Origin of the sequence: Methylobacterium sp. W2 (assembly GCF_020662345.1) — a bacterium.
In the GTDB taxonomy this organism is placed as follows: domain Bacteria; phylum Pseudomonadota; class Alphaproteobacteria; order Rhizobiales; family Beijerinckiaceae; genus Methylobacterium.
The window spans coordinates 22,848-47,892 of sequence record NZ_VMOA01000007.1 but is presented as its reverse complement, the minus strand read 5'-3'; the positions used below and the strand labels follow the sequence as shown (position 1 = coordinate 47,892).

Below are 25,045 nucleotides of genomic sequence, written 5' to 3'. Positions count from 1 at the left end.
GCCGAGTTCCTACCGTGCAAGGGACCAGCGTACCGATCGGGTGAGGAAACATGCGATTTCCCGATGCCGCTGCCTGCCTGTGTCCCATCAGCACCGGGGCGGCGGCGGCGAAAGGCAGGGAGGTGTCACTGCATCGGGATCGCGCTCGCCGAACGCGGTGCGCCGACGGATGCCATCCGGGTCGGTGCGATCCCGCCCATTTGGGGGGAGCGGACGAACGACCCGGGGGGCGACGATCGATAGGGTCAGCATCACCTCACGGCCCCGGGCTCGGACGTGCGATCGCCCGGAGTGCCCCCGGCTCCGGAACGGTGCGAGCCAGGGCAAGATTTAACGGCCTCCACCGCGTCGCGTTAACCCTTCGCTAACCCTGAACTCGGCAAATCTTGCCGGGTCCGCGTGGGACACGAGGGTTCGAGTATGAGCGAGACAGGCGCCGCCGCGCCGGCTCCGGGGATGAGCGTCTCGCAGTTCGCGAGCTTCGCGATCCCGAACCGTGCCAACCTGACCGCGCTCTCGAAGCGCACGGACCTGTTCTTCGCCACCGCCGTGATGGGCATCCTCACGGTGCTCATCTTTCCCCTGCCCGCGTTCCTGCTCGACCTGCTGCTGGCCGTCTCGATCATCATCTCGGTGCTGATCATGATGACGGGCCTGTTCATCGACAATCCGCTGGAATTCACCGTCTTCCCGACCCTGCTCCTCGTCGCGACCCTGCTGCGGCTGGCGCTGAACCTCGCCTCGACACGCCTCATCCTCGGCCATGGCCACGAGGGCACGGCGGCGGCGGGCCACGTCATCGAAGCGTTCGGCAACTTCGTGATGGGCGGCAACTTCGTCATCGGCATCATCGTGTTCGCGATCCTGATCATCGTGAACTTCGTCGTCATCACCAAGGGGTCGGGCCGTATCGCGGAAGTCGCGGCCCGCTTCACTCTCGACGCCATGCCCGGCAAGCAGATGGCGATCGACGCCGACCTCTCCGCCGGCCTCATCGACGAGAAAGTGGCGAAAGCCCGCCGGGCCGCGCTGGAGGAGGAATCCTCCTTCTTCGGTGCCATGGACGGTGCCTCGAAATTCGTGCGCGGAGACGCCATCGCCGCGCTGCTCATCACCTTCATCAACGTGATCGGCGGCATCATCATCGGCGTGGCCCAGCAGGGCATGCCTTTCGGCGCGGCGGCCAAGACCTACACACTGCTCACCATCGGCGACGGCCTCGCGAGCCAAGTGCCGGCCCTCATCGTCTCGACGGCGGCCGGCATCCTCGTCTCGAAGGCGGGCGTGAAGGGCTCGGCCGACAAAGCCCTCGGCAAGCAGCTCGCCAATTACCCCAAGGCGCTCGGCATGTCGTCGGGCGTGATGGTGCTGATCTCGTTCTTGCCGGGCATGCCGATGCTGCCGTTCCTCGCCCTCGCGGGCGCCTCGGGCTATGCCGCATGGCACTTCGCCAAGCTTGCCCGCGAGGCCCCGCCCCTGGATTCCGACGGTGCGCCGATGGATGCCACCGCGGTGGCGGCGGCCCAGGCCGCCAAGGAGGAGACGGTGACCGATCTCCTCAAGCTCGACGACCTCAAGCTCGAGATGGGCTATGCGCTCCTCGCCCTCGTCAACGGACAGGAAGGCCAGGACCGGCTGACGGACCAGATTAAGGCCCTGCGCCGCCAGCTCGCGGCGGAACTCGGCTTCGTCATGCCCTCGGTCCGCATCCTCGACAACGTCCAGCTCGATTCCAACGCCTATGTCGTGCGGGTGAAGGAGATCGAGGCCGGCACGGGGCAGATCTTCCCCGGCCAGTTCATGGCCATGGACCCGATGGGTGGACAGGTGCAGCTGCCCGGCCAGCACATGCTGGAGCCGACCTTCGGCCTGCCGGCGACATGGATCGACGCCTCTCTACGCGATCAGGCGCAGCTCAAGGGCTATACCGTGGTGGACGCAGCCACCGTGGTCTCGACCCATCTCACCGAGATCATTAAGGCGCATGTGTCGGAACTGCTGAATCACGTGGAGGTCCAGAAGTTGCTGAAGGAGCTCTCGAAGGACCATGCCGATCTCCTCAAGGAGGTGGTGCCCTCGCAGATCGGCACCACGGGCATCCAGCGCGTGCTGCAGTTCCTGCTGGCCGAGCGGGTCTCGATCCGCGATCTCGGCTCCATCGTCGAGGGCATCGCCGAGGTGGCGGGCCATGTGAAGAACCCGCGCGACATCGTCGAGCATGTCCGTGCCCGCCTCGGCCGCCAGATCTGCGCGCAGTACCAGGGGCATGACGGCATGCTGCCGATCATCACCCTGTCGCCGGCCTGGGAGCAGGCCTTTCTCGAATCCATCGCGGGCGAGCGCGACGAACGCTACCTCGCCATGCAGCCGTCAAAACTGTCGGAATTCGTCAACACGGTGCGCGACCGCTTCGAGCAGGCGGCGCGCATGGGCGAGATGCCAGTCCTCGTCACCTCGGTCCAGGCCCGGCCTTTCGTACGCTCGATCATCGAGCGCTTCCGCCGCGAGACCGCGGTGATGAGCCAAGCGGAGATCCACCCGCGCGCGCGGCTGCGGACGGTGGGCTCGGTTTGAGGGAAACAGCACGCGATGCCGGATCCGATCGGGTATAGCCGGTTCCCTCCAGAGCGCGTCCTCGCTCCGGGCGAACCGCCCCCGAGCCTTGATTGCCGAGCCCTTCCGAAAGCGTTGCTCTGAAGGCGGCGAGATCGACCGGGACTTTCCGGCCGGACACTCCGGCGGTGTGGGACCGCTGTCGAGAGCGAAGCCGATCCGGTCCTTAAGCAGGTTTAGCAAAAGTGGTCGCGGGTTTTGCGTCCTGAAACCTGCGACACTTCAAAAGCCTGAGCGAGGTGACGCGTTGGCTTACCAACGCGAAACCGCTTAGAGAGGCTTCTTCTCCAGCTTCTTCTCGATCCTGTTCGCATCGAGGCCCGGAGCGACGACCGGCGGTGCGGGCACGGCAGAGGCCTGCGGCGCTCTTGCGAGGTCGGCGAGGCGTGAGCGCTCGTAGAGCAGGACGACGACCACCGAAATCAGCGCCGGTATCCAGAAATAGAAGACCCGGAACACGATGACGGCTGCGATGATCGCGTCCTTCTGGCCGGGATCAGTGATCTGCATCGCCGTGATGAAGACGAGTTCGAAGACGCCGAGGCCGCCCGGTGCGTTCGAGACCAGAGCGACGGAGAAGGAGGCGAGGAAGATCGCGATGACTGCGATGGGGCCGGGATTCACCGCCTCAGGGAGGGCGAAATAGAGAATGCCGGCCGCGCCGAGCAGTTCGAGGGGCGCAGCCAGGAGCTGCCGGCCCATGATTGCGGGGCGCGGATATTCGAGCTTGAACTTGCGAATGTGGAGCGGCGGGAGGCGCAGGATCGACCCGGCGACGTAGAGCGCGACGAAGGCGAGCAGGCCGATGCCGACGATGAGCGCGGTCTTCGGATCGGTGAGAAAGCCGGGCAGGATCCCCTTGAGCCGCGAGAGCAGCTGCGGCTCGATCACGAGGACGACGCCCCCGAGCAGGATCGTTCCGAGGAAGAAGGTGAACGAGCACAAGGCCACCAGCACCGCCACTTGGGCGGCCGAAAGGCCTTTGGCCGTGTAGGCGCGATAGCGCACCAGGGCGCCGGAGAAGACCGAGGCGCCGATATTGTGGGAGAGCGCGTAGGTGGTGAACGAGCACACCGCCACGAAGAACCAGGAGATGCCGCGCACGCCCAGATGCAGCAGCGCGATCCGGTCGTACCAGGCGAGAGCCGCATAGGCGATGAGGGTCGAGAGCCCTGCCAGAGCCATGCGATGGGGCGGGATGGCGACGATGGCCCCCCATACCGCCGCCATCGATGTGGTCTTCAGCTCCTGGTAGAGAAAGTAGCCGGAGATCGCGATCGCCAGGATGCCGATGAGCGGCCAGGCGAAATCCTTGATTGTTTTCATTGCGAACCGGTCATGCCCCCACAGCCCAGCCTACCTGCACGACCGCGCTGAGCATCGCAAGCGAGACGGCCGGCTAAGGCATTACCCGGACAGATGTCATGTGAACATGACGACTTCGTGCCGTGCCGACCGCGGATCGCTCACGCGCGAATGCGGGAGAGGCCGATACCGTCCATGGCCGCCTGGTCGCGGGCCGCTTCGGCAACGCGCTCGGCCGTGCGTTCGCGATCCTCGAGGATCTCGATCTTCTTGAGTTCCTCGAACGCCTCGCCGAGCTCGGCCTTGGCGTCGGTGAGCTGGCCTTCGAGGGCGAGCGCGGATTGACGCATGTTGTCCCGGCGGGTCGCCGCGGCGCGGGCATAGGTGGGATAGGCGAAATGACCGGTATCGGTGATGCCGGCGCGGCCTTCCTCGTAGGCCACTTCACGGTCGAGCTCGGACGCCATCCGGTTGAAATCGGCCATCATCATCTCGATTTGCGTCACCCGCCGACGCTTCTCGTCGACCTGGAAGCGGCGCAGCCGGATCAACGTGTCACGCGATTTCATATTGAGGGTCCCATTCCACGCCACGCACGAAAGGCCGACGCTGCCGCCGCCGGAGACAAATGAGACGACGTTCCGAACGTCACTCAGGCGCCGCCGACGATCGCTGCCAACCGCTGATAACCCTCGCCTATCGAGGTTGCTTCTTCCTTACTCTGACCCAGAAAAGCCTCGATACTTGGCATCAACCCCACCGCCTCGTCGACTTCGGCCGATGCGCCGGCCCTGTAGGCACCGAGTCTGATGAGCTCTTCCATGTCGGCGTAGGTGGAGAGGATGCGCCGGGCGCGCCTCACGGTGGGCAGATGAGCAGGGTCGCAGGACCGCGGCATGGTCCGGGAGACGGAGCGTAGGACGTTGATGGCGGGATAGCGTCCCCGCTCGGCGATGCCGCGCTCCATGACGATGTGGCCGTCAAGGATGCCGCGCACCGCGTCGGCCACCGGTTCGTTGTGATCGTCGCCTTCCACCAGCACCGTGAACAGGCCCGAGATCGCGCCCTGCCCCGTTCCGGGGCCGGCCCGCTCCAGGAGACGTGGTAATTCGCTGAAGACCGTGGGGGTGTAGCCCTTGGCGGTGGGGGGCTCGCCGGCGGCGAGGCCGATATCGCGCTGGGCCATGGCGAATCGGGTGATCGAGTCGATCATGCAGAGGACCTGAGCGCCCTGATCGCGAAAATACTCCGCCATGGCGAGGGTGACGTAGGCCGCGTTGCGCCGCATCAGGGCCGGCTCGTCCGACGTCGCCACCACCACGACCGAACGGGCGAGGCCGGCGGGGCCGAGATCGTCCTGCAGGAACTCCTGCACCTCGCGCCCGCGCTCGCCCACGAGGCCGATGATGGCGACATCCGCCGCCGTGTAGCGGGCGAGCATGGAGAGAAGGACGGACTTGCCCACGCCGGAGCCGGCGAAGATGCCCATGCGCTGGCCGGCGCACATGGTGATGAAGGTGTTGATGCAGCGGATGCCGAGATCCAGCGGCGGGCCGACCCTGCGCCGGGCATGGGCCGGGGGCGGATCGGCGCGCAGGGGGTAGATGGCAGGGCCCGGCGGCAGCGGGCCGAGTCCGTCGACGGGACGACCGAGGGCATCGATGGTCCGCCCGAGCCAGCCGGCGGAGGGACGAATCGCGCCGGCCGCCTCGTCGCGCACCATGGCCGGGCATCCGCGACGGACGCCTTCGAGCGATCCGAACGGCATCGCCAGCGCGCGATCCCCCTGAAAGCCGATGATCTCGCAAGGCACAGCGCCCGCTGCGTTCTCCACCATGATGTCAAGGCGTCCGCCGAGCCGCATCGCAGCGACGGGTCCTACGACTTCAACCAGGAGTCCTTTGATGGCGACGACGCGACCGAAGGTCTCCAGGGGATGGATGCCGGCGAGGGCAGCCTGGGCCGCGGCCAGATTGAGCGTGGGAGAAACGCGGGGCCGGTCCGTCATCTGCGCGTCTCTCAACGTTTCGTTTACCTCCCTCCTTAACACTGCGTACATCGGGCTTGAAGCGGTCCGTCGCCATTCGTTGACGGACATGTGTCCCGTGCGAATGCGAAGCATCGCTTGGGCGTGTCAGTTGAGATACAGCTGTCGATGAAGGCAAATCTATCAAGTGCTTAGCTGATTGTTTTCGTGTAATGCTTGCGCCGGCCCGTCACCTCTCGGGGACGGATTGTCGATCGGTCGCAGCATGATTTCCCGGAACGTTCAAATCTGCGCTTGCCACCGAGAATCAGGTTTTGTTAACGATTAACCATTAGCGTTTCACGTCTATGACGAGGGAGCGTCTGCCACGGGCCGGTGGTGGACGAACGGCGGGGGCTTGCCCGAACGCTGAATACGGCCGGCTGGGCTGGGGACCGACGATGCGGGTACTTCTGATCGAAGACGACAGCGCGACCGCGCAGAGCATCGAACTGATGCTCAAGTCGGAGAGCTTCAACACCTACACGACGGATCTCGGCGAGGAAGGAATCGACCTCGGCAAGCTCTACGACTACGACATCATCCTTCTCGACCTGAACCTCCCCGACATGTCGGGCTACGAGGTGCTGCGCAACCTCCGCGTGGCGAAGGTCAAGACGCCGATCTTGATCCTCTCAGGCATGGCTGGCATCGAGGACAAGGTGAAGGGCCTCGGCTTCGGAGCCGATGATTACCTCACCAAACCTTTCCATAAGGATGAACTGGTCGCTCGCATTCACGCGATCGTCCGCCGCTCGAAGGGGCATGCCCAGTCGGTCATCACCACCGGCGATCTGATCGTGAATCTCGATCAGAAGACCGTCGAGGTCACCGGCAGCCGGGTCCATCTCACCGGCAAGGAATATCAGATGCTGGAGCTTCTCTCGCTGCGGAAGGGCACGACCCTCACGAAGGAGATGTTCCTCAACCACCTCTACGGCGGCATGGACGAGCCCGAGTTGAAGATTATCGACGTCTTCATCTGCAAGTTGCGTAAGAAGCTGGCCAATGCCTCCTCCGGCAAGAACTACATCGAGACCGTCTGGGGACGCGGCTACGTCCTGCGCGAACCCAACGAGGGTGAAGAGCGGATCGCTGTCTGAACCGTTTCGGCTCGGAACTCGAAAAAGGCCTCGCGTGAGCGGGGCTTTTTTGTTGGGCGACGGTCAGACGAAGCAAGCTGCGGTAAATGATGCGCCGTACCCTCGGCGTCCGTTCGTGCTGCGATCGATTCGGATGACGGTTGATACCGCTGTCCCGCGTCAGCAGGATGACTCTACCGCCGATCGTTACCGGGCGTTCGAGGATCAAATGGCATGTCGCGCACGAACGCTGCTCTCGCGACCCTCGAAGGCATCGACCTCGATGCCACCGCATGCTGTACGAGGATGCGCACCGTGGTGTCCTGAGCAGGCTTCACAAAGCGGTCACGACTTCGCGTCCGAAACCGTGGGATCCTCACAAGGGCTGACCGGGGACAAGCGTTGACGGGCCGATGCGACCCTGCTCAGGCGTTCGGCCGCGTGCTCCCGCTTCGTGTCTCGGACCAACTGGCAACTGCCGGGCGGCGACTACAGCCCGACCACCTTGCGCAGCATCGGCTGAGGCTGCGTGGCCAAGCCCGGCCTCGCGGCGCTCGGCGCTTGGCCATAGAGCCCGCGATGCTGCGGGTGTGGCACGAGCCGGTCGGTGAGGCCGATGACCGTTTCGGCAGCCCCGAGGAGGACGACGCCATCCGGGGCGAGGCTGGCGCCAAGGCGCGCCAGAACGTCGCCCTTCGTCGGCGCATCGAAATAGATCAGCACGTTGCGGCAGTAGATGACGTCGAACGTGCCGAGGGAATCGAACGGATGCAGCAGGTTCAGGGGGCGGAAATCCACCATCTGGCGCAGGCTCGCTGAGATCCGCCACTGTTCGCCGACCTGCTCGAAATGCTTGAGCAGGGATTGCACCGGCAGGCCGCGCTGCACCTCGAAGTGGCTGTAGAGTCCGGCCTTGGCCTTCTGCAGCACTTCCGTGGAAAGGTCGGTGGCGACGATATCCACCTGCCACCCGGCAAGGCGCGGCGCCGCGTCCTGGATCATCATCGCCAGGGAGTATGGCTCCTGGCCCGTGGAGGATGCCGCGCACCAGATTCGCAGGCGGCGCTGGGCCGCGCGGCGGATCAGGGCCTCCGGTAACAGCACGTCCCGGAACAGGTCGAAGGGGACCCGGTCGCGGAAGAAGAAGGTTTCGTTCGTGGTCATCGCCTCGACCACCGCGCGTTCCAGGCTCTGGTCGCGCGATGCCTTCAGCATGGTCACGAGATCGTGGAGGGTCGCGAGGTTGAAGCGGCGGCAGACGGGCGTGAGCCGGCTTTCAATGAGGTAGCGCTTCTCTGCGCTGAGGGCGAGGCCCGAACGCGTCTTGAGGTAGCCGCGCAGGAAGTCGAATTCGAGATCGGTCATGCGGCATGCCCCGTCAGGAGGTTGCGGAGTGCCGGTCCGAGCTCACCGAGCGGCAGGACGGCCTGGGCGAGGCCCGCTTTAGCGACGCTGCCGGGCATGCCCCAGACGGTGCTCGTCGCCTCGTCCTGCGCAAGCACGGCGGCTCCGGCCTCCGTGAGGGCGCGCGCGCCGTTGGTCCCGTCGGATCCCATTCCGGTCAGGATCACCGCGAGGGCTGCCGCGCCGTAGAGGGCGGCGGCATCGTGGAACAGCACGTCCACCGCCGGCCGGCAGAAGTTCACGACCGGACCGTCGTCGAGCCGGATCGAGAGGTCGTTCCGGTTTCCTTGCAGGCCCATATGGCGGCCGCCCGGCGCCACGTAGATGCGGCCCGGCTGGATACGTTCGTCGGGCTTCCCCTCCGCGGCCGGTAATCCGACTCTGGCACCGAGATGCTCGGCGAAGACCGCCGTGAAGACCGGGGGCATGTGCTGGACGATCAGCACGGGGAACTGGCGCAGGGTCGCGCTACCGATCTTCTCCAGAACCTCGCCGACCGCGCGCGGGCCGCCCGTGGACGAACCGATGAGAAGGCAGCGCGGCGGGATCCCGGTGCGGGCCTTCGGGCGCAGGACGAACGGCGTCGCCGGTCGTTGAGCCGGTGCCGGGGCGATGTGGACCGCTCCCACGGCAGCGGGAGCGGTATGTGGTCGCCGCCGGGCACGGGCGGCGCCGAAGACGCGGACGCGCTCGATCAGTTCGGCGCGGAACGTATCCGAGGTGGTGACGCCGCGATTGCTTTCCGGCTTGGCGAGGTAATCGACGGCGCCGAGGGCGAGACATCGCAGAGAGATGTCGGCGTTGCGCGTCGTCAGCGTCGACATCATGACGACCTGGATGCCCGGGCTCTTGGCGAGAATCAGAGGCAGGGCCTGCGTCCCGTCGAGTTCCGGCATGTCGATGTCGAGAAGCACTACGTCGGGGTCGGTGCGCGACATGGATTCCAGCGCGATGCGGCCATTCGAGGCGGTCGCCACCACCTCGAATCCCGCTTCGCCGATCCACCGAGCGACAAGGCCGCGAACGACCGCCGAATCATCGGCGATCATGACGCGCACGCGAGCGGCGTTGCTCGCGGTACCTCCCGCGGGGGGCGCGAAGACGGGAACGGAGGCGGCAGCGGCCATGGAACTCTACGCTTCGTCGTGATGACGGGGACTATTCAGCGACGATCCGGCGAGACCAGAGATCCACGCCGCCTCCGTGTCAGGCGGCATCGGCCTCTTGGCCGAACCCCACCTGTTCGAGCTTGGCCGTGACGATGTCGCGGTCGAACGGCTTCATGATGTACTCGTCGGCGCCGGCATGCAGTGCTCTCGCGATGGCGCCGACATCGTTCTCGGTGGTGCAGAACAGAACCTTGGGCACCATCCCGCCGGGGGTCTGGCGCAGGGCGCGAAGGAACTCGTAGCCGTCCATGGTCGGCATGTTCCAGTCGAGCAGGATCACGTCGGGCATCGCTTCGATGCAGGCCGTGAGGGCCTTGGCGCCGTCCTCGGCTTCACCGACCTTGAAATTCATGGTCTCGAGGATGCGCCGTGCGACCTTCCGGATGACGGCGGAGTCGTCGACGACGAGACAGTTCTTCATGGGGCTGTCCTCGATCTGGAAGGTCAGGCGGCGCCAGCGATATCGCGCTGCGTTCCGAAGGCGAGGAGCGCATCGACATCGAGGATGACGAGGAGCCGGCCATCGAGGCGGTGCACACCGAGGGAGAGATTGCGCCAGCGGGAATCAAGGTTGATCGGCACCGGCTCGTGCGTGTCGCCTCCCAACTTCAGCACCTCGCCGACACCGTCGACTACGAGGGCGAAGGTTTCTCCACCCTGCTCCAGACCAATCGCCATCTTCTGGCTCTCGTCGGCGCGGTCCGCGAGACCGAGGCGGCGACGCAGGCACAGGGCCGTGACCACGCGTCCGCGCAGGTTCAGGAGGCCGACGATCTCCATCGGAGCCAACGGCACGGGCGTCACCCCGGCGGGGATGAAGACGTCGTGGACCCGGTCGATGGCGAGACCGAACATGGTGTCGGCCACGAAGACGGTGATGAAGTCGGTGGTGGCGCCGGGATCGACACCCTTGTTGCTGTTTGCGGCCTGCATCATGGCTCAGATTGTCCGATCTCGTTCGAAGGCCAAGTTCAGAAGGCCAAGTTCAGGCGGCTTTGGGAAGGCTGACGATGTCGACTTCGCTGAGGGCGGAGATCAGCCCGCTGCGATCGAACTTCGCCACCAGATCGAGGATCGAGAGGGAGCGAGCCCGCTCGATGGCCTCGATGCCGACCGTGCCCGACAGTCCGATGACCGGTAGCTGGGAAAGGCGCTCGTCGCCCTTCCGCATGGCGGCGACGAGGTCGAAGCCGTTTCGGCCCGGCATTTCGAGGTCGCACACGACCACATCGACACGGGCGTTGGCCATCAGCGTGGTGAGGGCGGCTTCCGCGCTTCCGGCGGTGATCACGTTGTAACCGGCGGCTTTGAGGACCGGGCTCAGCATGTCGCGGAAGAAGGCCGAATCGTCCACGAGAAGCAGCGTCGCGTTGCGTTTCTCGGGCTTGTGCGCCCCCCGAGCCCAGTCGTCATACGCCAGCGGCAGGAAGTGGGCGATGTTGATGATCTCGGTGGCGCGGCCGCGCAGGACCGCCGAACCGATGAGGTCCGAACGCTCGGCCGCGATCTCCACGTCGAGACGCTCCTCGACGATATCGATGATTTCGTCCACCACGAGGCCCATGGCCCGTTCGCCATCCGAGAATACCACCAGGGCCTGGGTCCCCTCGCTCCTGATCTCGATCGACTGATCGGCCGGGACCAGCGGCATGAGCCGGCCACGGTACTGGATCAGCGGGCGTCCGCCGACCCACTCGATCTTGTTGGCCTCGATCTCCTCGAGCCGTGTCACGAGCGAGAGCGGCACCGCCTTGAAGCTGCCTCCGCCGCCCTTGAACACCAGCAGCGTCGCCTTCGCGTCGGCGGCATCGGTCTCCTCCGGCTCGGCATCCACCGGGATGGCGCCCGTCTGCGTGCCCTGGCTGACCTGGCGGGCGATGCCGTTCGGATCGACGATCAACACCACCGCGCCATCGCCGAGGATGGTGTTTCCGGCAAATAACGGCAGGTGGCGCAGCTTCGACGACATCGGCTTCACGACGATCTCTTCCGTGTGGAAGACTTCGTCCACCAGGATGCCGAAGCGCTGGCGGCCAACCTGTGCGACCACCACGAAGCCGGAATCGATGCTCTCGGCATTCTCCTTCTGGCCGAGCACCCCGGTGAGGGTCACGATTGGAAGAAGGCGTTCGCGCAGGCGCAGCACCGGCGAGCCGTTGATGCGCTCGACTTTCTGGGCGGTGGCCTTGTCGACGCGCACGAGTTCCAGCACGGCGACCTGCGGCACGGCGTAGCGAAGGTCGCCGGCCTTGACGATGAGGGCGGCGATGATCGCCAGCGTCAGCGGGATCTTGATCGTGAAGGTGGTGCCGCGGCCGAGCTGCGTGTTGATGTCGATGACACCGCCGATCAGCTCGATATTGGTCTTCACCACATCCATGCCGACGCCACGGCCGGAGACGGAAGTGACGGCCTTCGCGGTGGAGAAACCGGGATGGAAGATGAACTTCGCCACCTGGGCGTCGGTCATCTTGTCGATATCGCTCTGGCTCGCAACGTTGCGCTCCACGGCCTTGCGGCGGATGGCGGCGAGATCGAGGCCCTTGCCGTCATCGGCGATCTCGATCGTGATCGTCCCACCCTCGTGATAGGCGGCGAGGCGGATCGTGCCGCGGGCCGGCTTGCCAGCCGCTTTGCGGTCGGCGGTGGACTCGATGCCGTGATCGGCCGAATTGCGCACCATGTGGGTGAGCGGATCTTTGATGACCTCGAGCACCTGGCGATCGAGCTCGGTCTCGGCACCGCTCATGATGAGCTCGATCTGCTTGCCGAGTTCCGACGACAGGTCGCGGACCACGCGCGGCAACTTCTGCCAGGCATTGCCGATCGGCTGCATGCGCGTCTTCATGACGCCTTCCTGCAGCTCGGCCGTCACGTGGCTGAGGCGCTGCAGGGGAACCTTGTAGGTCGAATCGTCGTGGCGGCGGGCGATCTCGAGCAGCTGGTTGCGGGTCAGCACCAGCTCGGACACCATCGTCATCAGGTGTTCGAGCGTATCCACGTTGACGCGGATGCTCTGGACCTTCGACGCTCCACCCTCGGACTCTCCGGAGGGAGCGTCCGACCCGTTCTTCCGGTTCGCGCCTTTCGCGGACGAATCCTCGGCGAGCGATGCGGGTTCGAACTCGGGAGCGGTGAATTCGGGCTGCTTCGGTTCGGCCGTGGCGACGGGGGGCGGCTCGACGGGGAGCGGCTCCGACAGGTCGGGACCTTCGGCTTCGAGAAAGGCGCGCTCCAGATCGTCGAGGGAGACTTCGCCCGGCTTCAACTCCCGCACGACGGGGTCGGGGAGCTTTGTTTCGACGACTGGGGCCGGAACAACGAATGGGGCGGCGGACATCGCATCGAGGGCGTTGATCAGGTCGTCGTCGTTGCCGGCCGGCTCGGTGCCGGTGATCTCGAGATCGCCGAGGATCTGCTTGAGCCGGTCCAGCGTCACGAGGATGAGACTGACGGCGGGGCTGCTCACCGGCATGCCGTCGCGGAACTGGCCCATCAGCGTCTCGGCCGCATGCGCCAGCGCTTCGAGGCGCGGCAGGCCGAGGAACCCGCACGTCCCCTTGATCGTGTGGACGAGGCGGAAAATGTTCCGGAGGATCGTCTGGTTGTTGGGATCCTGCTCGAAGCGGACGAGCTCGGCGTCCACGGTATCGAGATGCTCTGCGCTCTCGGTCAGAAACTCACGCAGCAAGTCATCCATTAGAGGCACTCGGTCCAGACGCGCACTAGGTTTGTGCGAATTCCACCTTGAGGCCGACAGGTTAGTGAAGAGTTTCGAGAGTGGGACAAATCCACAAGTCGCGGCAGGATTTGATCCAGCCTGCCGCGACGGTCATTCCGGCAATTAAGCGAGCGACGTCTCGGGCGGCTCGCTGTCCGAGGGGCGCGTATCCTCCAGGGGGCGCTCGGCGGGGGTTGCAGCCGGTGCGACGGCTGCGGCCACGGGCTCCGCCCGGATCGTCACTTCGTCGCCCTCGATCATGAAGCGGACGTTCATCGCCGCCGCGCGTGCCACGAGACCGGCATAGAAGGGCAGGATGCTGTGGGCGTCCACCGCGCCGTTCTCCGGCGTTCCCGCGATCAGATCCTCCACATGGGCAGGGATGCGGGCGTGCGACCCCTTCGACGTGATGACGATGGAGGGGGCCTCCCCGTCGCCGCTGACCTTCACGTCGATCCGGCCGCCACGGGGAACGGTGGTGGTGGCGATCATGACGAGGTTGAGGAGGAGCTTGACCTTGTTCTTCGGATAGAGCGCCTGCGGTGCGCTCCAGCTCAGCTGGGTCTTCTCGTCGCCGAACATCCCACGCGAGACTTTCTCGGCATCGGCGAGGTCGATGGACGCGCCCGCCGATCCGGCAGCGCCGAAGGCGATGCGGGCGAACTGCAGCCGAGCCGAAGCCTGCTTCGCGCTCTTGCCGATCAATTCGAGGGCGAATTCCCGCATCGACGTGTCGCTCTCGTCCTCCAGGACTTCCAGCCCGTTCACGATGGCGCCGACCGGGCTGATGACGTCATGGCAGACGCGCGAGCAGAGCAACGCGGAGAGATCGAGGGAATCGAGATCGACGGGGGTCATCGTGCTCTCCGCACAGGGCAATGAATGGGCCGCGGATGCGGCCGGTCCGTCGGCTTCGAGAGATGAAACCAACCGAGGCCGGCACCGATAGACGGCACAGGATGCTTTGAAAAGCGACGCGAGGAGTGCGTAGTCCGCTTCGAAGCCGACTCTAGAGTCGACAAGGCGCGGCTCGCAAGGCAAGACTTTCCTATGCCCCTCGATCCGCGGATGCGCGATAGCATCGCGACGACATTGACCGACATCGCCTGCGAAGCTGGCGACATCCTCCGACGACATCATGGTGGCGACTGCGCGCACGTGATCAAGCCGGACGGGACTCCGTCGAGCGTCGCCGACATCGCATCCGAAAAGCTGATCTTCGATGCTCTGCGGCAGCGCTACCCGACGATCCCCATCGTCTCCGAAGAATCCACCCACGACCTGCCGCCGGCCGAATTGTTCTTTCTGGTCGACCCTCTGGACGGCACGCGCGATTTTCTGGCCGGAAACCCGGATTACAGCGTCAACATCTGCCTGATCGAAGGGAACAGGCCCGTCGCATCGGCCGTGGCCGGACCCGGCATTGGCCGCGTCTGGGGGGCCGGCGCCACCGCGTTCGAGGCTGTGATCCATCGCGGGCGACCGACGACGCGGAACGCGATCCGGGTCCGGAAGGTGCCCGAGGACGGGCTCGTCGCCCTGGTCAGCCGCCGCCACGGCGATACCGAGACGGAGGCGTGCCTCGCGGGGCTGCCCATCGGTCAGAGGCGTGGCGTCGCATCGGCCCTGAAGTTCTGTCTCATCGCGTCCGGCGAAGCCGACATCTATGTCCGTTGCGGCCCGACCATGGAATGGGACACCGCGGCCGGAGACCATGTGCTGACCACCGCCGGCGGCTGCGTCATCGTGCCGTCGGGGCGCGAGATCACCTACGGCCATTATGGCATTTTCTACCGTAACGGCCCTTTCGCCGCCCTCGGCGATCCGAGCTATACCGGCCGCCTCGGCCTGCCCGATCGCGGGCCCAACCTGAGCACGGCCCGGCAGGGATGCGCCGCGCAGACTCCGCCGACGGCGTGAGAGGGGCCGGTATCAGGGTGCCGCGCCATCCTCGGTGAGTTTGCGCAGCGCTGGCCATTTCTCTTCCGCCGCCACGATGATGGCCGGTGACGCGACGACCTTCGAACGGTGCTCCCGGTTGCGGAACAGGTAGAGCCCCTCCCCCGCCGGCCCGGGCAGGATCGCGAAGATCTGAGGGTCCGTGTCCACGATTCGGCCGTCGAGCACCCCGATCGGATCGTATCCGGACAGACGCGGTGCATAGGCGGAGGGCGCATCGCGGAAGGCCGCGAGGTTTCCCGGCCGCGAAAATCGCCAGGTCCGACCTTTCCAATCCCATTCGAAGGCCGGTTTACCCGGCACCGGCTGCCCCTCGGGATCGAGGAAATAGCTGACGGCGTCGAACCCATCGAGGGCGATCAGACCCTGCCGCGCCGAGGAGGCGCGAGGTGCGGCGAGGCACGATGCCAGCGCGATTCCTCCAAGGTTACGGCGCGTTAACCCTATCATGCGGTACTTCATGCTCTAATCGGCGCTACGCGGGCTCGTGCCTCCGCTTGTCCCGGCTCGGACAGATCCGGCCAGGAGAATGTCGGCGAACGGGACGGATGTCGAACCTTGTGATGGGCGAACATGGTGCTCCGGATGACAGATCCTTCGAACCCCCTCGCCGCATCGGTCGAGCCCACGCCGCTTGCAGCCCGGCGCCGAGCTCTCTTCCTCGGCGCAGCCGCGGCCGCCCTGCTCATCGCTGCGCCCGTCGCTCCGGCCCTGGCCTTCGACGAGCAGCCCCCGGGTCGGTTCCGGCCCGCCGAGATCGTGGATAACGGGCATAAGTTCTTCGGCTCGATGTCGCGGGGTCTCGCCCTTACCGTGGAAGAGGCGACCCGGCGCTGGGGCGAGCCCAACGGCTACATCCTCGGACAGGAAGCGTCTGGCGCCATCGTCGGCGGCGTTCGCTACGGCGAGGGCACGCTCTATACCCGCAATGCCGGGCAGCGCCGGATCTACTGGCAGGGACCGTCCATCGGATTCGACCTCGGCGGCGACGGGGATCGCACGATGATGCTTCTCTACAACATGCCCTCGGTCTCCGGCCTCTACCGGCGATTTGCCGGGGTCGACGGCTCCGCCTATTTCATCGGCGGGTTCGGGATGACCGCCGTGACGAATGACGGAATGGTGGTGGTGCCGATCAGGACCGGCGTCGGTGCGCGCCTCGGAATCAATGTCGGCTACCTGAAATTCACGTCGAAGCCGACCTGGAACCCGTTCTGATTCGAACCGACACGATGGTCTCGGCCGGCGGCGGTTCGTCTCAAACCCTTCAAAGGATTGGTCTCGCCAGGGGGAAATGGTCTAAAGACTTGGGCGTCGCGGCCTGTCCGGCCGCGCCTAGCGGCTAGGAAGAGCATTCCCGCGTGATCGAAACCGTGATGATCTTCGCGCTCGGCTTCCTCGCGGCGAGCCTGTGCGCACTCATGGTCCTGCCGGCCGTCAGTGCCCGGGCGACACGCCTCGCCAAGCGGCGGCTCGAAGGTCTCGTTCCCCTCTCCGCCTCCGAAATCGCCGCCGAGAAGGATTATCTGCGCGCGCGGTTCGCGGTCACCCAGCGTCGTCTCGAGCGGAAGGTCGAGGCCGCGCGAGGCAGCCGCCATGCGGATATGGCGGCGATCGGCGCGCGGACCCTTGAGATCGCCGCCCTGTCGCGGAATGTGGAACAGCGGGATGCCGCTCTCGCCTCGACGCGCGCGACCCTCGACGGTGTCGAACGCGACCTTGCCGCGGCGCGCGCGGAAGGAACTCTCAGCCTCGCCACGCTCGAGGTGCTTGAGAACGCCCATCGCGATCTCCTCGACGATCTGCACGCCCTGCGCGAGGCCAAGGTGACGCAGGCGGACGTTGTCACCGGTGACGACGAGGCCGGGCAGGACCTTAATGCGCGGTACTTGGCGCTCCTCGCCGAATGTGAGGCCCTGCGCACGGCAAAGGCGCCTCCAGACGCGGAGATCGCCGCCCTTCGCCAGCGCATTGTCGAGGTGGCGGACTCGCTGCTTCGACAGAACCGGCTTCCCTCTGTCGATGTGTTCGCCATGCCAGCCTCGCAGGCCGGTTCGATTCCGGTGAAACGGACCGAACCCGTCTAGTCCACCGCCGGGTTGGGAGGGGGACGTTGCAGGCGGCCGGAGGATTGACGTAGAAGCCGCGTCTTCATGGGATGACCACCGGCGTGCCTTGTTTCGACCATGCAAAGGCATCATCGGGTTCGTCACATCCTCACTGTTTGAGACGGATCGCGTTCCCTATGACTTTCAAGATGACTTCGCTTGCCCTCGCACTCGCGACAGTGTCCGTCCTCTCGTCGGCGGCGGCCTTCGCCCAAGCCGCTCCCCAGACGAAGCGGGGCAACGAGACCCTGAAGAAATACTGCACTGGGGATTACCTGACCTATTGCGGCAACCTCTCGCCCGATGATCCGGCCATGGACAAGTGCTTCCAGACCAACTGGACCAAGCTGTCCGAGAACTGCCGCCGCGCCATCGATGCCTACGAGAAGACCTCCGGCAAGAAGGGCTGATCCCCTTCCTTGAGGCCCCGGCGCCTCAGGCAGCACAAAGCGTGGCCGTTGCGCTCGCATCGGCGAGAAGCAGCGGCTATGATGCCGACGATCGAGGCTCCGGACCCACGTTGATGTTGTTTCGCTCCCGACTGACGTTGCTCCTCGTTCTGGGCAGCGTGGCCCTCGCCGGCTCTGGCTGCGGCCGACGCGGGGCCCTGCAGGCCCCCGATACGCGGGCTCCGGTGCAATCCTCCGGGCTCGGGATTGGATCGTCCCCGGTGGCGGATGCCACCGCCGTGGCCGATGGCGACGACCTCGACCCCTCGGCGATCTCCGGTACGCCTCAGGCGATCATCGAAGCGCCCGTGCAGACATCGAAGGGCGTCAAGCGCGGCTATACCATTCCCAAACAGCCCTTCATCCTCGATCCGCTCCTCTAGGCATTCGCGGGCCTGACGTCCGTCCCGACGGGGCTAAGTCGGGCGCACCGTCCTCTTCAGGTTCGCGTTTCGGGATTCGCCCCCCAAGGCCCGCCCATGCACCATTTTCAGTATCGTGACGGCCGGCTGGCCGCCGAGGATGTCGACCTGACCGGCCTCGCGGCCGAGGTCGGCACGCCGTTCTATTGCTACTCGACCGCGACGCTCGAACGGCATTACCGCGTCTTCGCCGAGGCCTTTGCCGGGGACGACGCCCTCGTCTGCTACGCGATGAAGGCGAATTCGAACCAGGCGGTGCTCACCACGCTGGCACGTCTCGGCGCGGGGATGGACATCGTCTCCGAGGGTGAGCTGCGCCGTGCCCTCGCCGCCGGCGTCGATCCGCAACGGATCGTGTTCTCCGGCGTGGGCAAGACCCGCGAGGAGATGGCTGCGGCCCTGCATGCCGGCATCTACTGCTTCAACGTGGAGAGCGAGCCCGAGCTCGAAACCCTGTCCGAAGTGGCCTCCTCCCTGGGCGCGACCGCTCCGGTCTCCGTCCGGGTCAATCCGGATGTGGATGCCGGGACCCATGCCAAGATCTCCACCGGCAAATCCGAGAACAAGTTCGGCATCCCCATCGGGCGTGCGGCCGATGTCTATGCCCGTGCGGCGTCCCTGCCGGGGATCGCGGTGTCCGGCGTCGACATGCATATCGGTAGTCAGATCACCGATCTTGCGCCCTTCGCCCACGCGGCCGGGCTCCTGGCGGAACTGGCGCGCAGCCTGATGGCGCAGGGTCACCCCCTGCATCACATCGATTTCGGCGGCGGCCTCGGCATTCCCTATCGCGAGGACAATGCCCCTCCCCCGGAACCCGCGGCCCTGGCGGAGATTCTGCGCCCGCATTTCCGGCCCCTCGGCCTGCGACCGGTCTTCGAGATCGGCCGCATGATCGCCGGTAATGCCGGCATCCTCGTCACCCGCGTCCTCTATGTGAAGCGGACCGAGGGCCGGACCTTCGTCATCGTCGACGCGGCGATGAACGACCTCATCCGCCCGACCCTCTACGAGGCCTATCACGCCCTCCGTCCGGTCATCGAGCCCGGTGCCGATACCCCTCGCCTCGTCGCCGATGTGGTCGGACCGGTCTGCGAGAGCGGCGACTACATCGCCCTGGCCCGCGATATTCCCGATGTCGCGCCGGGCGACCTCGTCGCCGTGATGACGGCGGGCGCCTATGGGGCGGTCCAGGCCGGAACCTACAACACCCGCCGCCTCGTGGCCGAGGTTCTGGTGAGCGGCGACCGCGCCGCCATCGTCCGGCCGCGCCAGACCTACGACGACCTCATCGGCCTCGACCGCGTGCCCGACTGGCTGCGGTCGGAATAGCCGCCCGCCCGCCCTGCGGGTGGGCCGATTTGACCCGATCGCGGTGCGCCGCCACCATGCTAGGCTTACAAGGCGGGATGCAGTGAGCGTTCCCCGCCTCGGGAGCCCAGCAGAATGGACGAGGCCGACGCGACGACCTCCGGCACGACCCAGATGACGGCACCGAAGCCGCCGGCCGCGCGAAGCCGGCTCGATCGGCTCGTGTCGCAATCGCAGGCCGCCGGGCTGTGGGAGCGGGCTTGGCCCCTGCTTTGGCGCGGGCTCGCGATCATCCTCGCGTTCCTCGCGGCCTCGTGGCTGGGACTGTGGCTCGATCTTCCGCCGGCCTGGCGCATGGCCGGACTTGCTGCCTTCGCCATTGCCTTCCTCGCCGCCCTGGTCCCGCTCGTGAGGCTCACCTACCCGAGCCGCCGCGAGGCTCTTGCGCGCCTCGACCGCGATGCCGCCGATGGCTCTTCGTCCCACAACCCGGCCTCCGCCATTGAGGATACGCTGGCCGTCGGGACGACCGATCCGGCGACCCAGGCCCTGTGGGCGCTGCATCAGCGCCGCGCCGCCGAGGCCGTCGCCCGGTTGAGCGTCGGCCTGCCCCGTCCCGGTATGCCGCGCCGCGATCCCTTCGCCCTGCGCGCCGGTCTCGTGGTGGCGGCGATGGCCAGCCTGTTCGTCGCCGGCCCGGAATGGCGCCAGCGCATCGGCAGCGCCTTCGACTGGCATGAGGCCACCGGTCCGGGGCCGAGCTTCCGCGTCGACGGCTGGATCGATCCGCCGCTCTACACCCGGCTTCCGCCCCTCGTCGTCACCATGAACGGGACCGAGCAGCACCTGCGCGCGCCGGTGAACGCGACGCTGATCGTCCGGATCGCCGGTCAGGGCGATGTCGTCTTGACGCCGAATGCGGGTTTCAAGCCCCTGCCCGGCAAAGAGGCTCGTCCGGACCTTCGCGAGGACCGCTTTCAGCTCGTTGGCGGAACCGCCGACCTTGTCATCGCCGCGGGCTCCGCGCCGAAGCAGCATCTCATCGTCGAGACCATCCCGGATCTCGCCCCGGAAGTCAGGCGCGTCGGCGCCCTCGAGGTCAATGCGCGCGGTACCTTCAACCTGACTTACCGCGCCAAGGACGATTACGGCATCGCCTCGGCCGACGGCATCGTCGAGCCCCTGGCCGGCGGGCGCTCCCTGGTTCCGGTGCCGAAGATGCCCCTCGCCTTGCCCTCCGACGCGAGTGGAGAGACTGACACGAAGACGCTTATCGACCTCACCGACAATCCCTGGTCAGGGGCGCGGGTTCGGCTGACCATCGTCGTCAAGGACGAGGCCGGCCAGGAGGGGCGGACCGAGACGGCGGAGATCACGCTGCCGGCCCGGCCGTTCCGCGAGCCCCTGGCGCGTGCCCTCGCAGAGGAGCGCCGACGCCTCGTCACCGCTCCCGACGAGAGCCGGCGCCGGGTGCAGACCGCCCTCGATGCGCTGATGATCGCGCCGGATCAGTTCACGCCGCAGCCCTCGATCTTCCTCGGGCTGCGCACCGCGTCCCGCCGGCTCAAGGCGGCGCGGACCGACGAAGCCCTCATCGAGGTCGCGGACCTGCTGTGGGAGATGGCGCTCAAGATCGAGGATGGCGACCTCTCCGACGCGGAGAAGAGCCTGCGCGCCGCCCAGGACAAGCTGAAGGACGCCATCGACCGCAACGCGCCGGACGACGAGATCAAGAAGCTGACCGAGGATCTCAAACAGGCCCTCGACAAGTTCATGACGCAGATGGCCGAGCGGCAGCAGAAGCAGCCTCAACAGCAGGGCGACAAGGGCAAGTCGCAGCAGAACGCCAAGACCGTCACCCCGGACGATCTGAACAAGATGCTCAAGGACATGGAAGAGGCGATGAAGCGCGGCGATACCGCCGAGGCGCAGCGCCTGCTCGAACAGCTCCGCAGCATCCTCGAAAACCTTCAGACCGCCGAGCCGGGTGGCAAGTCCGACCCGAGCGCCCGCGAGATGAGCAAGCAGGCCGAGGAACTCGACAAGATGTCCCGCGAGCAGCAGGACCTGCGCGACGAGACCTTCAAGGACGGACAGAACAAACGCGGCCAGCAGCCCGGGCAGAAGCAGGGCCAGAAGCCCCAGCGCGGCCAGCAGGGCCAGCAGCAGAATGGCGACCAGGGGCAACAACAGGGCGGTGATCAGGGGCAACAGGGCCAGAAAGGTCAGAAAGGCCAGAAGGGGGAGCAGGGCCAGGGTGGTGCCGGGGATCGCCAGCAGGCCTTGCGCCAGCGCCTCGAGGATCTGCAGGAGCGGATGAAGGAACTCGGGATGCAGGGCGAAGACGGCCTTGCCGATGCCGAGGAAGCGATGCGCGACGCTGAAGGTGCTCTTGGCGAAGGCAAGGAAGGCGATGCCGTCGATGCTCAGGGGCGCGCCCTCGACGGGCTCAAGCGCGGCGCCGAGGGCATGCAGAAGCAGATGGAGGAGATGGCCCAGGGCGAGGGTGAGGGCGGAGGCGAGCAGGAGGGCGGCGAGAACCCGAGCCAGCAGGGCCAGGCCGGCAATCGCGACGACGATCCGCTCGGTCGTCCGACCAAGGGCCGCGATCTCTCCGACGGACGCGGAAAGGTTCCCACCGCCGACGAATCCGCGGTTCAGCGCACGCGCCGGATCATGGAGGAGTTGCGCCGCAAGCTCGGCGACCCGAGCCGGCCGAGGGAAGAGCTCGACTATTTCGAGCGACTGCTGCGGCGAAACTGAGTTGTGCACCCGTTCATCGGGTGCGATGCCCTGCCCTATGGGCTAGGGAAAAGCCGAAGCCATATGGGCTTCGTCCCCGCGTTCCGAGCCCGAGCCGTCATGTCCTCCAACACCCTCGTCCTCGTCGCCTGCCTCGCCGTGGCCGTCGTGCTGTTGCTCGGCCTCGTCAACATGATGCGCGGCGGTAGCGCCAACACGTCCCAACGCCTCATGCGTCTGCGGGTAATGCTGCAGTTTCTGGCGATCATCTTCATCATGGGAGTGGTGTGGTGGCGCTCCGCCTGAGTTGCGATCACATCCCGGTGAGTGTGGCGGACGGGTCTCACATGCAATCTAACACGATGACGGGACGGGATTACTGAGCGCCCGGACTGCCGCCAGCGTATTCCAGCGTGGTAGGAAGGCCAGGTTCACTTTGGATCCGTCATCGATGCAAGCCATCTGCTCTCGCCTGGTCGTCGGCATTCTCGCCCTGCCCGTAGTGTGTTCCGCCCAGGCTGCCGATCTCGGTTCGCCGCCTCCCGCCGCGGCCTACGTGACACCGGTGCAGCCCCTGAGCATCGTCTCCGAGGTACGTATCGGCGGAGCCGTCCAGGATCCCGGCAGTGCCGAGAAGAACACCAACGCCATCAATGGCGAGATCCTGTTCTACAAGCCGACGGTGAGCCTCGACCCGTTCTGGCAGGCCTTCGTGCCGCGCCCGACCGTGGGCGGCAGCTACAATTTCGATGGCCGCACCAGCTACGCCTATATCGGCCTGACTTGGTCAGTGGACCTGTTCCCCCAGACCTTGAACAACCGGGTCTTCCTCGAAGGCTTCTTCGGCGCGGGCGCGCATAACGGCTATACCGGCCTCAAGGCCAACGCACCGGCGGGCTTCAACTCCCTCGGCTGCAACCCGCTTTTCCGCGAAGCGGCAGCGCTCGGCTATCGTCTGACCGAGCATTGGAGCATCATGGCCACCGTCGAGCACATGTCGAATGCCGGCCTGTGCCACGAGAACCGTGGCCTGACGAATTTCGGCGGCAAGATCGGTTACACGTTCTGATCCCGACGCCTGAATCTGAGATCGGATAATCCTTGGTCACCCTGAACCGCATCTACACGCGCACCGGCGACAAGGGCTCCACGGCGCTCGCCAATGGCGAACGTCGCTCCAAGGCGGATCTGAGGGTCGAGGCCTATGGCACGGTCGATGAGACCAATGCCTGTATCGGCCTCGTTCGGCTCCATGCCGATATCGTCCTCGACGCCATGCTCGGCCGCATCCAGAACGACCTGTTCGATCTCGGAGCCGATCTTGCGACCCCGGAAAGCGACGTGCCACCGGCCTACGAGCCCCTGCGCATCGTCGCCAGTCAGGTAAAGCGTATCGAAGCCGATATCGACGTGCTTAACGCCGAGCTCTCGCCGTTGAAATCCTTTGTGCTCCCCGGCGGTTCGGCCGCCTCTGCCGCGCTCCATCTTGCCCGCACGATCTGCCGCCGGGCCGAGCGCCTCACGGTGGCCCTCGCAGCGGTGGAGGGCGAGCGCGTTTCGCCGGAGGCATTGCAATACCTCAACCGCCTGTCGGACTTCCTCTTCGTGGCGAGCCGCACGGCCAATGCCAATGGAGCCGACGACGTGCTCTGGGTTCCGGGCAAGAACCGCTGACGCGGGATATCTGGTAGACCGCATACAAGACAGCCCGGATTTTGAACCTCATGTGTTCGACGCGGGGCTAGACTGTCGCACGCGTTGACAAGTCTGAAATCCCCCCGTTACGGTCCGCCGCTTCTTTCCAAGAGGGTGTCCGGACCTTCGACCGTGTCGAAGGCCCCTCGCGCGCTGCGCCGGCCCTTGCCAAGAAAATCATTGGAGGATTGTGACCGCCATGAAGGTTCTGGTGCCCGTCAAGCGGGTCGTCGACTACAACGTCAAGATCCGCGTCAAGGCCGATGGTTCGGGGGTTGAACTCGCCAACGTCAAGATGTCGATGAACCCCTTCGACGAGATTGCCGTCGAAGAGGCGATCCGTCTGAAGGAGAAGGGCAAGGCGACCGAGATCGTCGCCGTGTCCATCGGTCCGCAACAGGCGCAGGAGACCTTGCGCACCGCCCTCGCCATGGGCGCTGACCGGGCGATCCTGGTGAAGACCGACGGTCTCGTGGAGCCGCTGGCCGTGGCCAAGATCCTGAAGGCCATCGTCGAGAAGGAGGCCCCCGGCCTCGTCATCCTCGGCAAGCAGGCCATCGACGACGATTCCAACCAAACCGGGCAGATGCTCGCAGCCCTGCTCGACTGGCCGCAGGGTACCTTCGCCTTCAAGCTCGAGTTCGGTGAGGGATCGATCGACGTCACCCGTGAGGTCGATGGCGGCCTGCAGACCGTCACCCTCGCCCTGCCGGCGATCGTGACCACGGATCTGCGCCTCAACGAGCCCCGCTACGCGTCGCTCCCCAACATCATGAAGGCGAAGAAGAAGCCCCTCGAAGAATTGAGCCCCGATGCCCTCGGCGTGGACGTGACGCCCCGGGTCAAGGTCTTGAAGACCGTCGAGCCGGCTGGACGCAAGGCGGGCATCAAGGTCGGCTCCGCGGCCGAACTCGTTCAGAAGCTGAAGGGCGAAGCCTCGGTCATCTGAGCGCCCGGCCTCGCCCGCGCACCGGCCTTCGAAAGATGGCCGGTGCCGATCCGACAATCACTTCGGCCGCAGCCCGGCGCGACGCCGCGA

The 25,045-nt window shown here is 66.1% G+C and carries 23 protein-coding genes; 13 read left to right on the top strand and 10 right to left on the bottom strand.

What is annotated here, in order from left to right; all coding sequences use genetic code 11:
• Positions 1-420 precede the first annotated feature (420 nt).
• Positions 421-2,574 carry a flagellar biosynthesis protein FlhA gene (gene flhA / locus FPV16_RS05585; protein ID WP_227436864.1) on the top strand — a complete coding sequence of 718 codons (2,154 nt, stop codon included), beginning with the start codon at positions 421-423 and terminating at the stop codon, positions 2,572-2,574.
• Between the two features lie 309 nt (positions 2,575-2,883).
• Here the strand turns inward: flhA and FPV16_RS05580 are convergent, their stop codons facing one another.
• The 3 genes from FPV16_RS05580 to fliI form a co-directional block, all read right to left on the bottom strand.
• Entirely contained in the window at positions 2,884-3,939 is a 1,056-nt protein-coding gene (locus FPV16_RS05580) for a lysylphosphatidylglycerol synthase domain-containing protein (protein WP_227436861.1), read from the bottom strand.
• A gap of 140 nt (positions 3,940-4,079) precedes the next feature.
• Positions 4,080-4,487: a flagellar export protein FliJ gene (gene fliJ / locus FPV16_RS05575; protein ID WP_027174293.1), complete on the bottom strand. Its 408-nt coding sequence runs from the start codon at positions 4,485-4,487 to the stop codon at positions 4,080-4,082.
• 83 nt (positions 4,488-4,570) lie between these two features.
• Positions 4,571-5,926, bottom strand: coding sequence for a flagellar protein export ATPase FliI (gene fliI, locus FPV16_RS05570; protein WP_227436859.1), 1,356 nt, complete (start codon positions 5,924-5,926; stop codon positions 4,571-4,573).
• A 419-nt stretch (positions 5,927-6,345) separates the two neighbouring features.
• Between fliI and ctrA the strand changes: the two genes are divergently transcribed.
• Entirely contained in the window at positions 6,346-7,047 is a 702-nt protein-coding gene (ctrA, locus tag FPV16_RS05565; protein ID WP_018042682.1) for a response regulator transcription factor CtrA, read from the top strand.
• 468 nt (positions 7,048-7,515) lie between these two features.
• On the opposite strand, the gene FPV16_RS05560 is transcribed toward ctrA, so the two are convergent.
• From FPV16_RS05560 to chpT, 6 genes are all read right to left on the bottom strand, one after another.
• Positions 7,516-8,391, bottom strand: a complete 876-nt coding sequence (locus tag FPV16_RS05560) for a CheR family methyltransferase (protein ID WP_227436857.1) — start codon at positions 8,389-8,391, stop codon at positions 7,516-7,518.
• Positions 8,388-9,557 (bottom strand): protein-glutamate methylesterase/protein-glutamine glutaminase, encoded by a 1,170-nt coding sequence (locus tag FPV16_RS05555; RefSeq protein WP_227436855.1) that lies wholly within the window; start codon positions 9,555-9,557, stop codon positions 8,388-8,390. Before FPV16_RS05555 ends, FPV16_RS05560 begins: the two co-directional genes overlap by 4 nt.
• 79 nt (positions 9,558-9,636) lie before the next feature.
• Entirely contained in the window at positions 9,637-10,020 is a 384-nt protein-coding gene (locus tag FPV16_RS05550; protein ID WP_018042678.1) for a response regulator, read from the bottom strand.
• A 23-nt stretch (positions 10,021-10,043) separates the two neighbouring features.
• Positions 10,044-10,532: a chemotaxis protein CheW gene (locus FPV16_RS05545; protein WP_413629200.1), complete on the bottom strand. Its 489-nt coding sequence runs from the start codon at positions 10,530-10,532 to the stop codon at positions 10,044-10,046.
• A 52-nt stretch (positions 10,533-10,584) separates the two neighbouring features.
• Complete coding sequence (locus tag FPV16_RS05540; protein WP_227436850.1) at positions 10,585-13,299, bottom strand: hybrid sensor histidine kinase/response regulator; 2,715 nt, start codon at positions 13,297-13,299, stop codon at positions 10,585-10,587.
• A 144-nt stretch (positions 13,300-13,443) separates the two neighbouring features.
• Positions 13,444-14,178: a histidine phosphotransferase ChpT gene (gene chpT, locus FPV16_RS05535; protein ID WP_227436848.1), complete on the bottom strand. Its 735-nt coding sequence runs from the start codon at positions 14,176-14,178 to the stop codon at positions 13,444-13,446.
• Positions 14,179-14,370: 192 nt separating this feature from the next.
• Here chpT and FPV16_RS05530 point away from each other — a divergent pair, with 192 nt between their 5' ends.
• Positions 14,371-15,240, top strand: a complete 870-nt coding sequence (locus FPV16_RS05530) for a 3'(2'),5'-bisphosphate nucleotidase CysQ (RefSeq protein ID WP_227436847.1) — start codon at positions 14,371-14,373, stop codon at positions 15,238-15,240.
• Between the two features lie 12 nt (positions 15,241-15,252).
• On the opposite strand, the gene FPV16_RS05525 is transcribed toward FPV16_RS05530, so the two are convergent.
• Positions 15,253-15,729: a YHS domain-containing (seleno)protein gene (locus FPV16_RS05525; protein ID WP_227436844.1), complete on the bottom strand. Its 477-nt coding sequence runs from the start codon at positions 15,727-15,729 to the stop codon at positions 15,253-15,255.
• 135 nt (positions 15,730-15,864) lie between these two features.
• Here FPV16_RS05525 and FPV16_RS05520 point away from each other — a divergent pair, with 135 nt between their 5' ends.
• The 10 genes from FPV16_RS05520 to FPV16_RS05475 all read left to right on the top strand — a co-directional run bounded on the left by FPV16_RS05520 (position 15,865) and on the right by FPV16_RS05475 (position 24,955).
• A complete protein-coding gene (locus FPV16_RS05520; protein ID WP_227436843.1) occupies positions 15,865-16,497 on the top strand; it encodes a DUF1134 domain-containing protein in 633 nt (210 codons plus the stop codon).
• 143 nt (positions 16,498-16,640) lie between these two features.
• Complete coding sequence (locus FPV16_RS05515; protein ID WP_227436840.1) at positions 16,641-17,366, top strand: hypothetical protein; 726 nt, start codon at positions 16,641-16,643, stop codon at positions 17,364-17,366.
• Between the two features lie 158 nt (positions 17,367-17,524).
• Positions 17,525-17,797: a 3',5'-cyclic-nucleotide phosphodiesterase gene (locus FPV16_RS05510; protein ID WP_227436838.1), complete on the top strand. Its 273-nt coding sequence runs from the start codon at positions 17,525-17,527 to the stop codon at positions 17,795-17,797.
• Between the two features lie 113 nt (positions 17,798-17,910).
• Complete coding sequence (locus tag FPV16_RS05505) at positions 17,911-18,219, top strand: hypothetical protein (RefSeq protein ID WP_227436836.1); 309 nt, start codon at positions 17,911-17,913, stop codon at positions 18,217-18,219.
• 96 nt (positions 18,220-18,315) lie between these two features.
• Positions 18,316-19,590 (top strand): diaminopimelate decarboxylase, encoded by a 1,275-nt coding sequence (gene lysA, locus FPV16_RS05500; RefSeq protein ID WP_227436834.1) that lies wholly within the window; start codon positions 18,316-18,318, stop codon positions 19,588-19,590.
• A 114-nt stretch (positions 19,591-19,704) separates the two neighbouring features.
• On the top strand, positions 19,705-22,332 hold the full coding sequence (locus tag FPV16_RS05495) for a TIGR02302 family protein (RefSeq protein ID WP_227436832.1): 2,628 nt from the start codon (positions 19,705-19,707) through the stop codon (positions 22,330-22,332).
• A 99-nt stretch (positions 22,333-22,431) separates the two neighbouring features.
• Positions 22,432-22,617 (top strand): twin transmembrane helix small protein, encoded by a 186-nt coding sequence (locus FPV16_RS05490; protein WP_227436831.1) that lies wholly within the window; start codon positions 22,432-22,434, stop codon positions 22,615-22,617.
• Positions 22,618-22,762: 145 nt separating this feature from the next.
• Positions 22,763-23,380 (top strand): acyloxyacyl hydrolase, encoded by a 618-nt coding sequence (locus tag FPV16_RS05485; RefSeq protein WP_227436829.1) that lies wholly within the window; start codon positions 22,763-22,765, stop codon positions 23,378-23,380.
• A gap of 32 nt (positions 23,381-23,412) precedes the next feature.
• Positions 23,413-23,985, top strand: coding sequence for a cob(I)yrinic acid a,c-diamide adenosyltransferase (locus tag FPV16_RS05480; RefSeq protein ID WP_227436828.1), 573 nt, complete (start codon positions 23,413-23,415; stop codon positions 23,983-23,985).
• A 220-nt stretch (positions 23,986-24,205) separates the two neighbouring features.
• Positions 24,206-24,955: an electron transfer flavoprotein subunit beta/FixA family protein gene (locus tag FPV16_RS05475; protein WP_018042663.1), complete on the top strand. Its 750-nt coding sequence runs from the start codon at positions 24,206-24,208 to the stop codon at positions 24,953-24,955.
• Positions 24,956-25,045 lie beyond the last annotated feature (90 nt).

Coding starts and splice junctions, on each gene's coding strand:
- chpT (WP_227436848.1), bottom strand. CDS start 14,178: ATGACCCCCGTCGATCTCGATTCCCTCGATCTCTCCGCGTTGCTCTGC.
- fliI (WP_227436859.1), bottom strand. CDS start 5,926: ATGACGGACCGGCCCCGCGTTTCTCCCACGCTCAATCTGGCCGCGGCC.
- FPV16_RS05505 (WP_227436836.1), top strand. CDS start 17,911: ATGTTGTTTCGCTCCCGACTGACGTTGCTCCTCGTTCTGGGCAGCGTG.
- lysA (WP_227436834.1), top strand. CDS start 18,316: ATGCACCATTTTCAGTATCGTGACGGCCGGCTGGCCGCCGAGGATGTC.
- FPV16_RS05520 (WP_227436843.1), top strand. CDS start 15,865: ATGACAGATCCTTCGAACCCCCTCGCCGCATCGGTCGAGCCCACGCCG.
- FPV16_RS05485 (WP_227436829.1), top strand. CDS start 22,763: ATGCAAGCCATCTGCTCTCGCCTGGTCGTCGGCATTCTCGCCCTGCCC.
- FPV16_RS05555 (WP_227436855.1), bottom strand. CDS start 9,557: ATGGCCGCTGCCGCCTCCGTTCCCGTCTTCGCGCCCCCCGCGGGAGGT.
- FPV16_RS05580 (WP_227436861.1), bottom strand. CDS start 3,939: ATGAAAACAATCAAGGATTTCGCCTGGCCGCTCATCGGCATCCTGGCG.
- FPV16_RS05530 (WP_227436847.1), top strand. CDS start 14,371: ATGCCCCTCGATCCGCGGATGCGCGATAGCATCGCGACGACATTGACC.
- FPV16_RS05510 (WP_227436838.1), top strand. CDS start 17,525: ATGACTTTCAAGATGACTTCGCTTGCCCTCGCACTCGCGACAGTGTCC.
- FPV16_RS05495 (WP_227436832.1), top strand. CDS start 19,705: ATGGACGAGGCCGACGCGACGACCTCCGGCACGACCCAGATGACGGCA.
- FPV16_RS05540 (WP_227436850.1), bottom strand. CDS start 13,299: ATGGATGACTTGCTGCGTGAGTTTCTGACCGAGAGCGCAGAGCATCTC.
- flhA (WP_227436864.1), top strand. CDS start 421: ATGAGCGAGACAGGCGCCGCCGCGCCGGCTCCGGGGATGAGCGTCTCG.
- FPV16_RS05490 (WP_227436831.1), top strand. CDS start 22,432: ATGTCCTCCAACACCCTCGTCCTCGTCGCCTGCCTCGCCGTGGCCGTC.
- FPV16_RS05560 (WP_227436857.1), bottom strand. CDS start 8,391: ATGACCGATCTCGAATTCGACTTCCTGCGCGGCTACCTCAAGACGCGT.
- FPV16_RS05475 (WP_018042663.1), top strand. CDS start 24,206: ATGAAGGTTCTGGTGCCCGTCAAGCGGGTCGTCGACTACAACGTCAAG.
- ctrA (WP_018042682.1), top strand. CDS start 6,346: ATGCGGGTACTTCTGATCGAAGACGACAGCGCGACCGCGCAGAGCATC.
- FPV16_RS05525 (WP_227436844.1), bottom strand. CDS start 15,729: ATGATAGGGTTAACGCGCCGTAACCTTGGAGGAATCGCGCTGGCATCG.
- FPV16_RS05550 (WP_018042678.1), bottom strand. CDS start 10,020: ATGAAGAACTGTCTCGTCGTCGACGACTCCGCCGTCATCCGGAAGGTC.
- FPV16_RS05545 (WP_413629200.1), bottom strand. CDS start 10,532: ATGCAGGCCGCAAACAGCAACAAGGGTGTCGATCCCGGCGCCACCACC.
- fliJ (WP_027174293.1), bottom strand. CDS start 4,487: ATGAAATCGCGTGACACGTTGATCCGGCTGCGCCGCTTCCAGGTCGAC.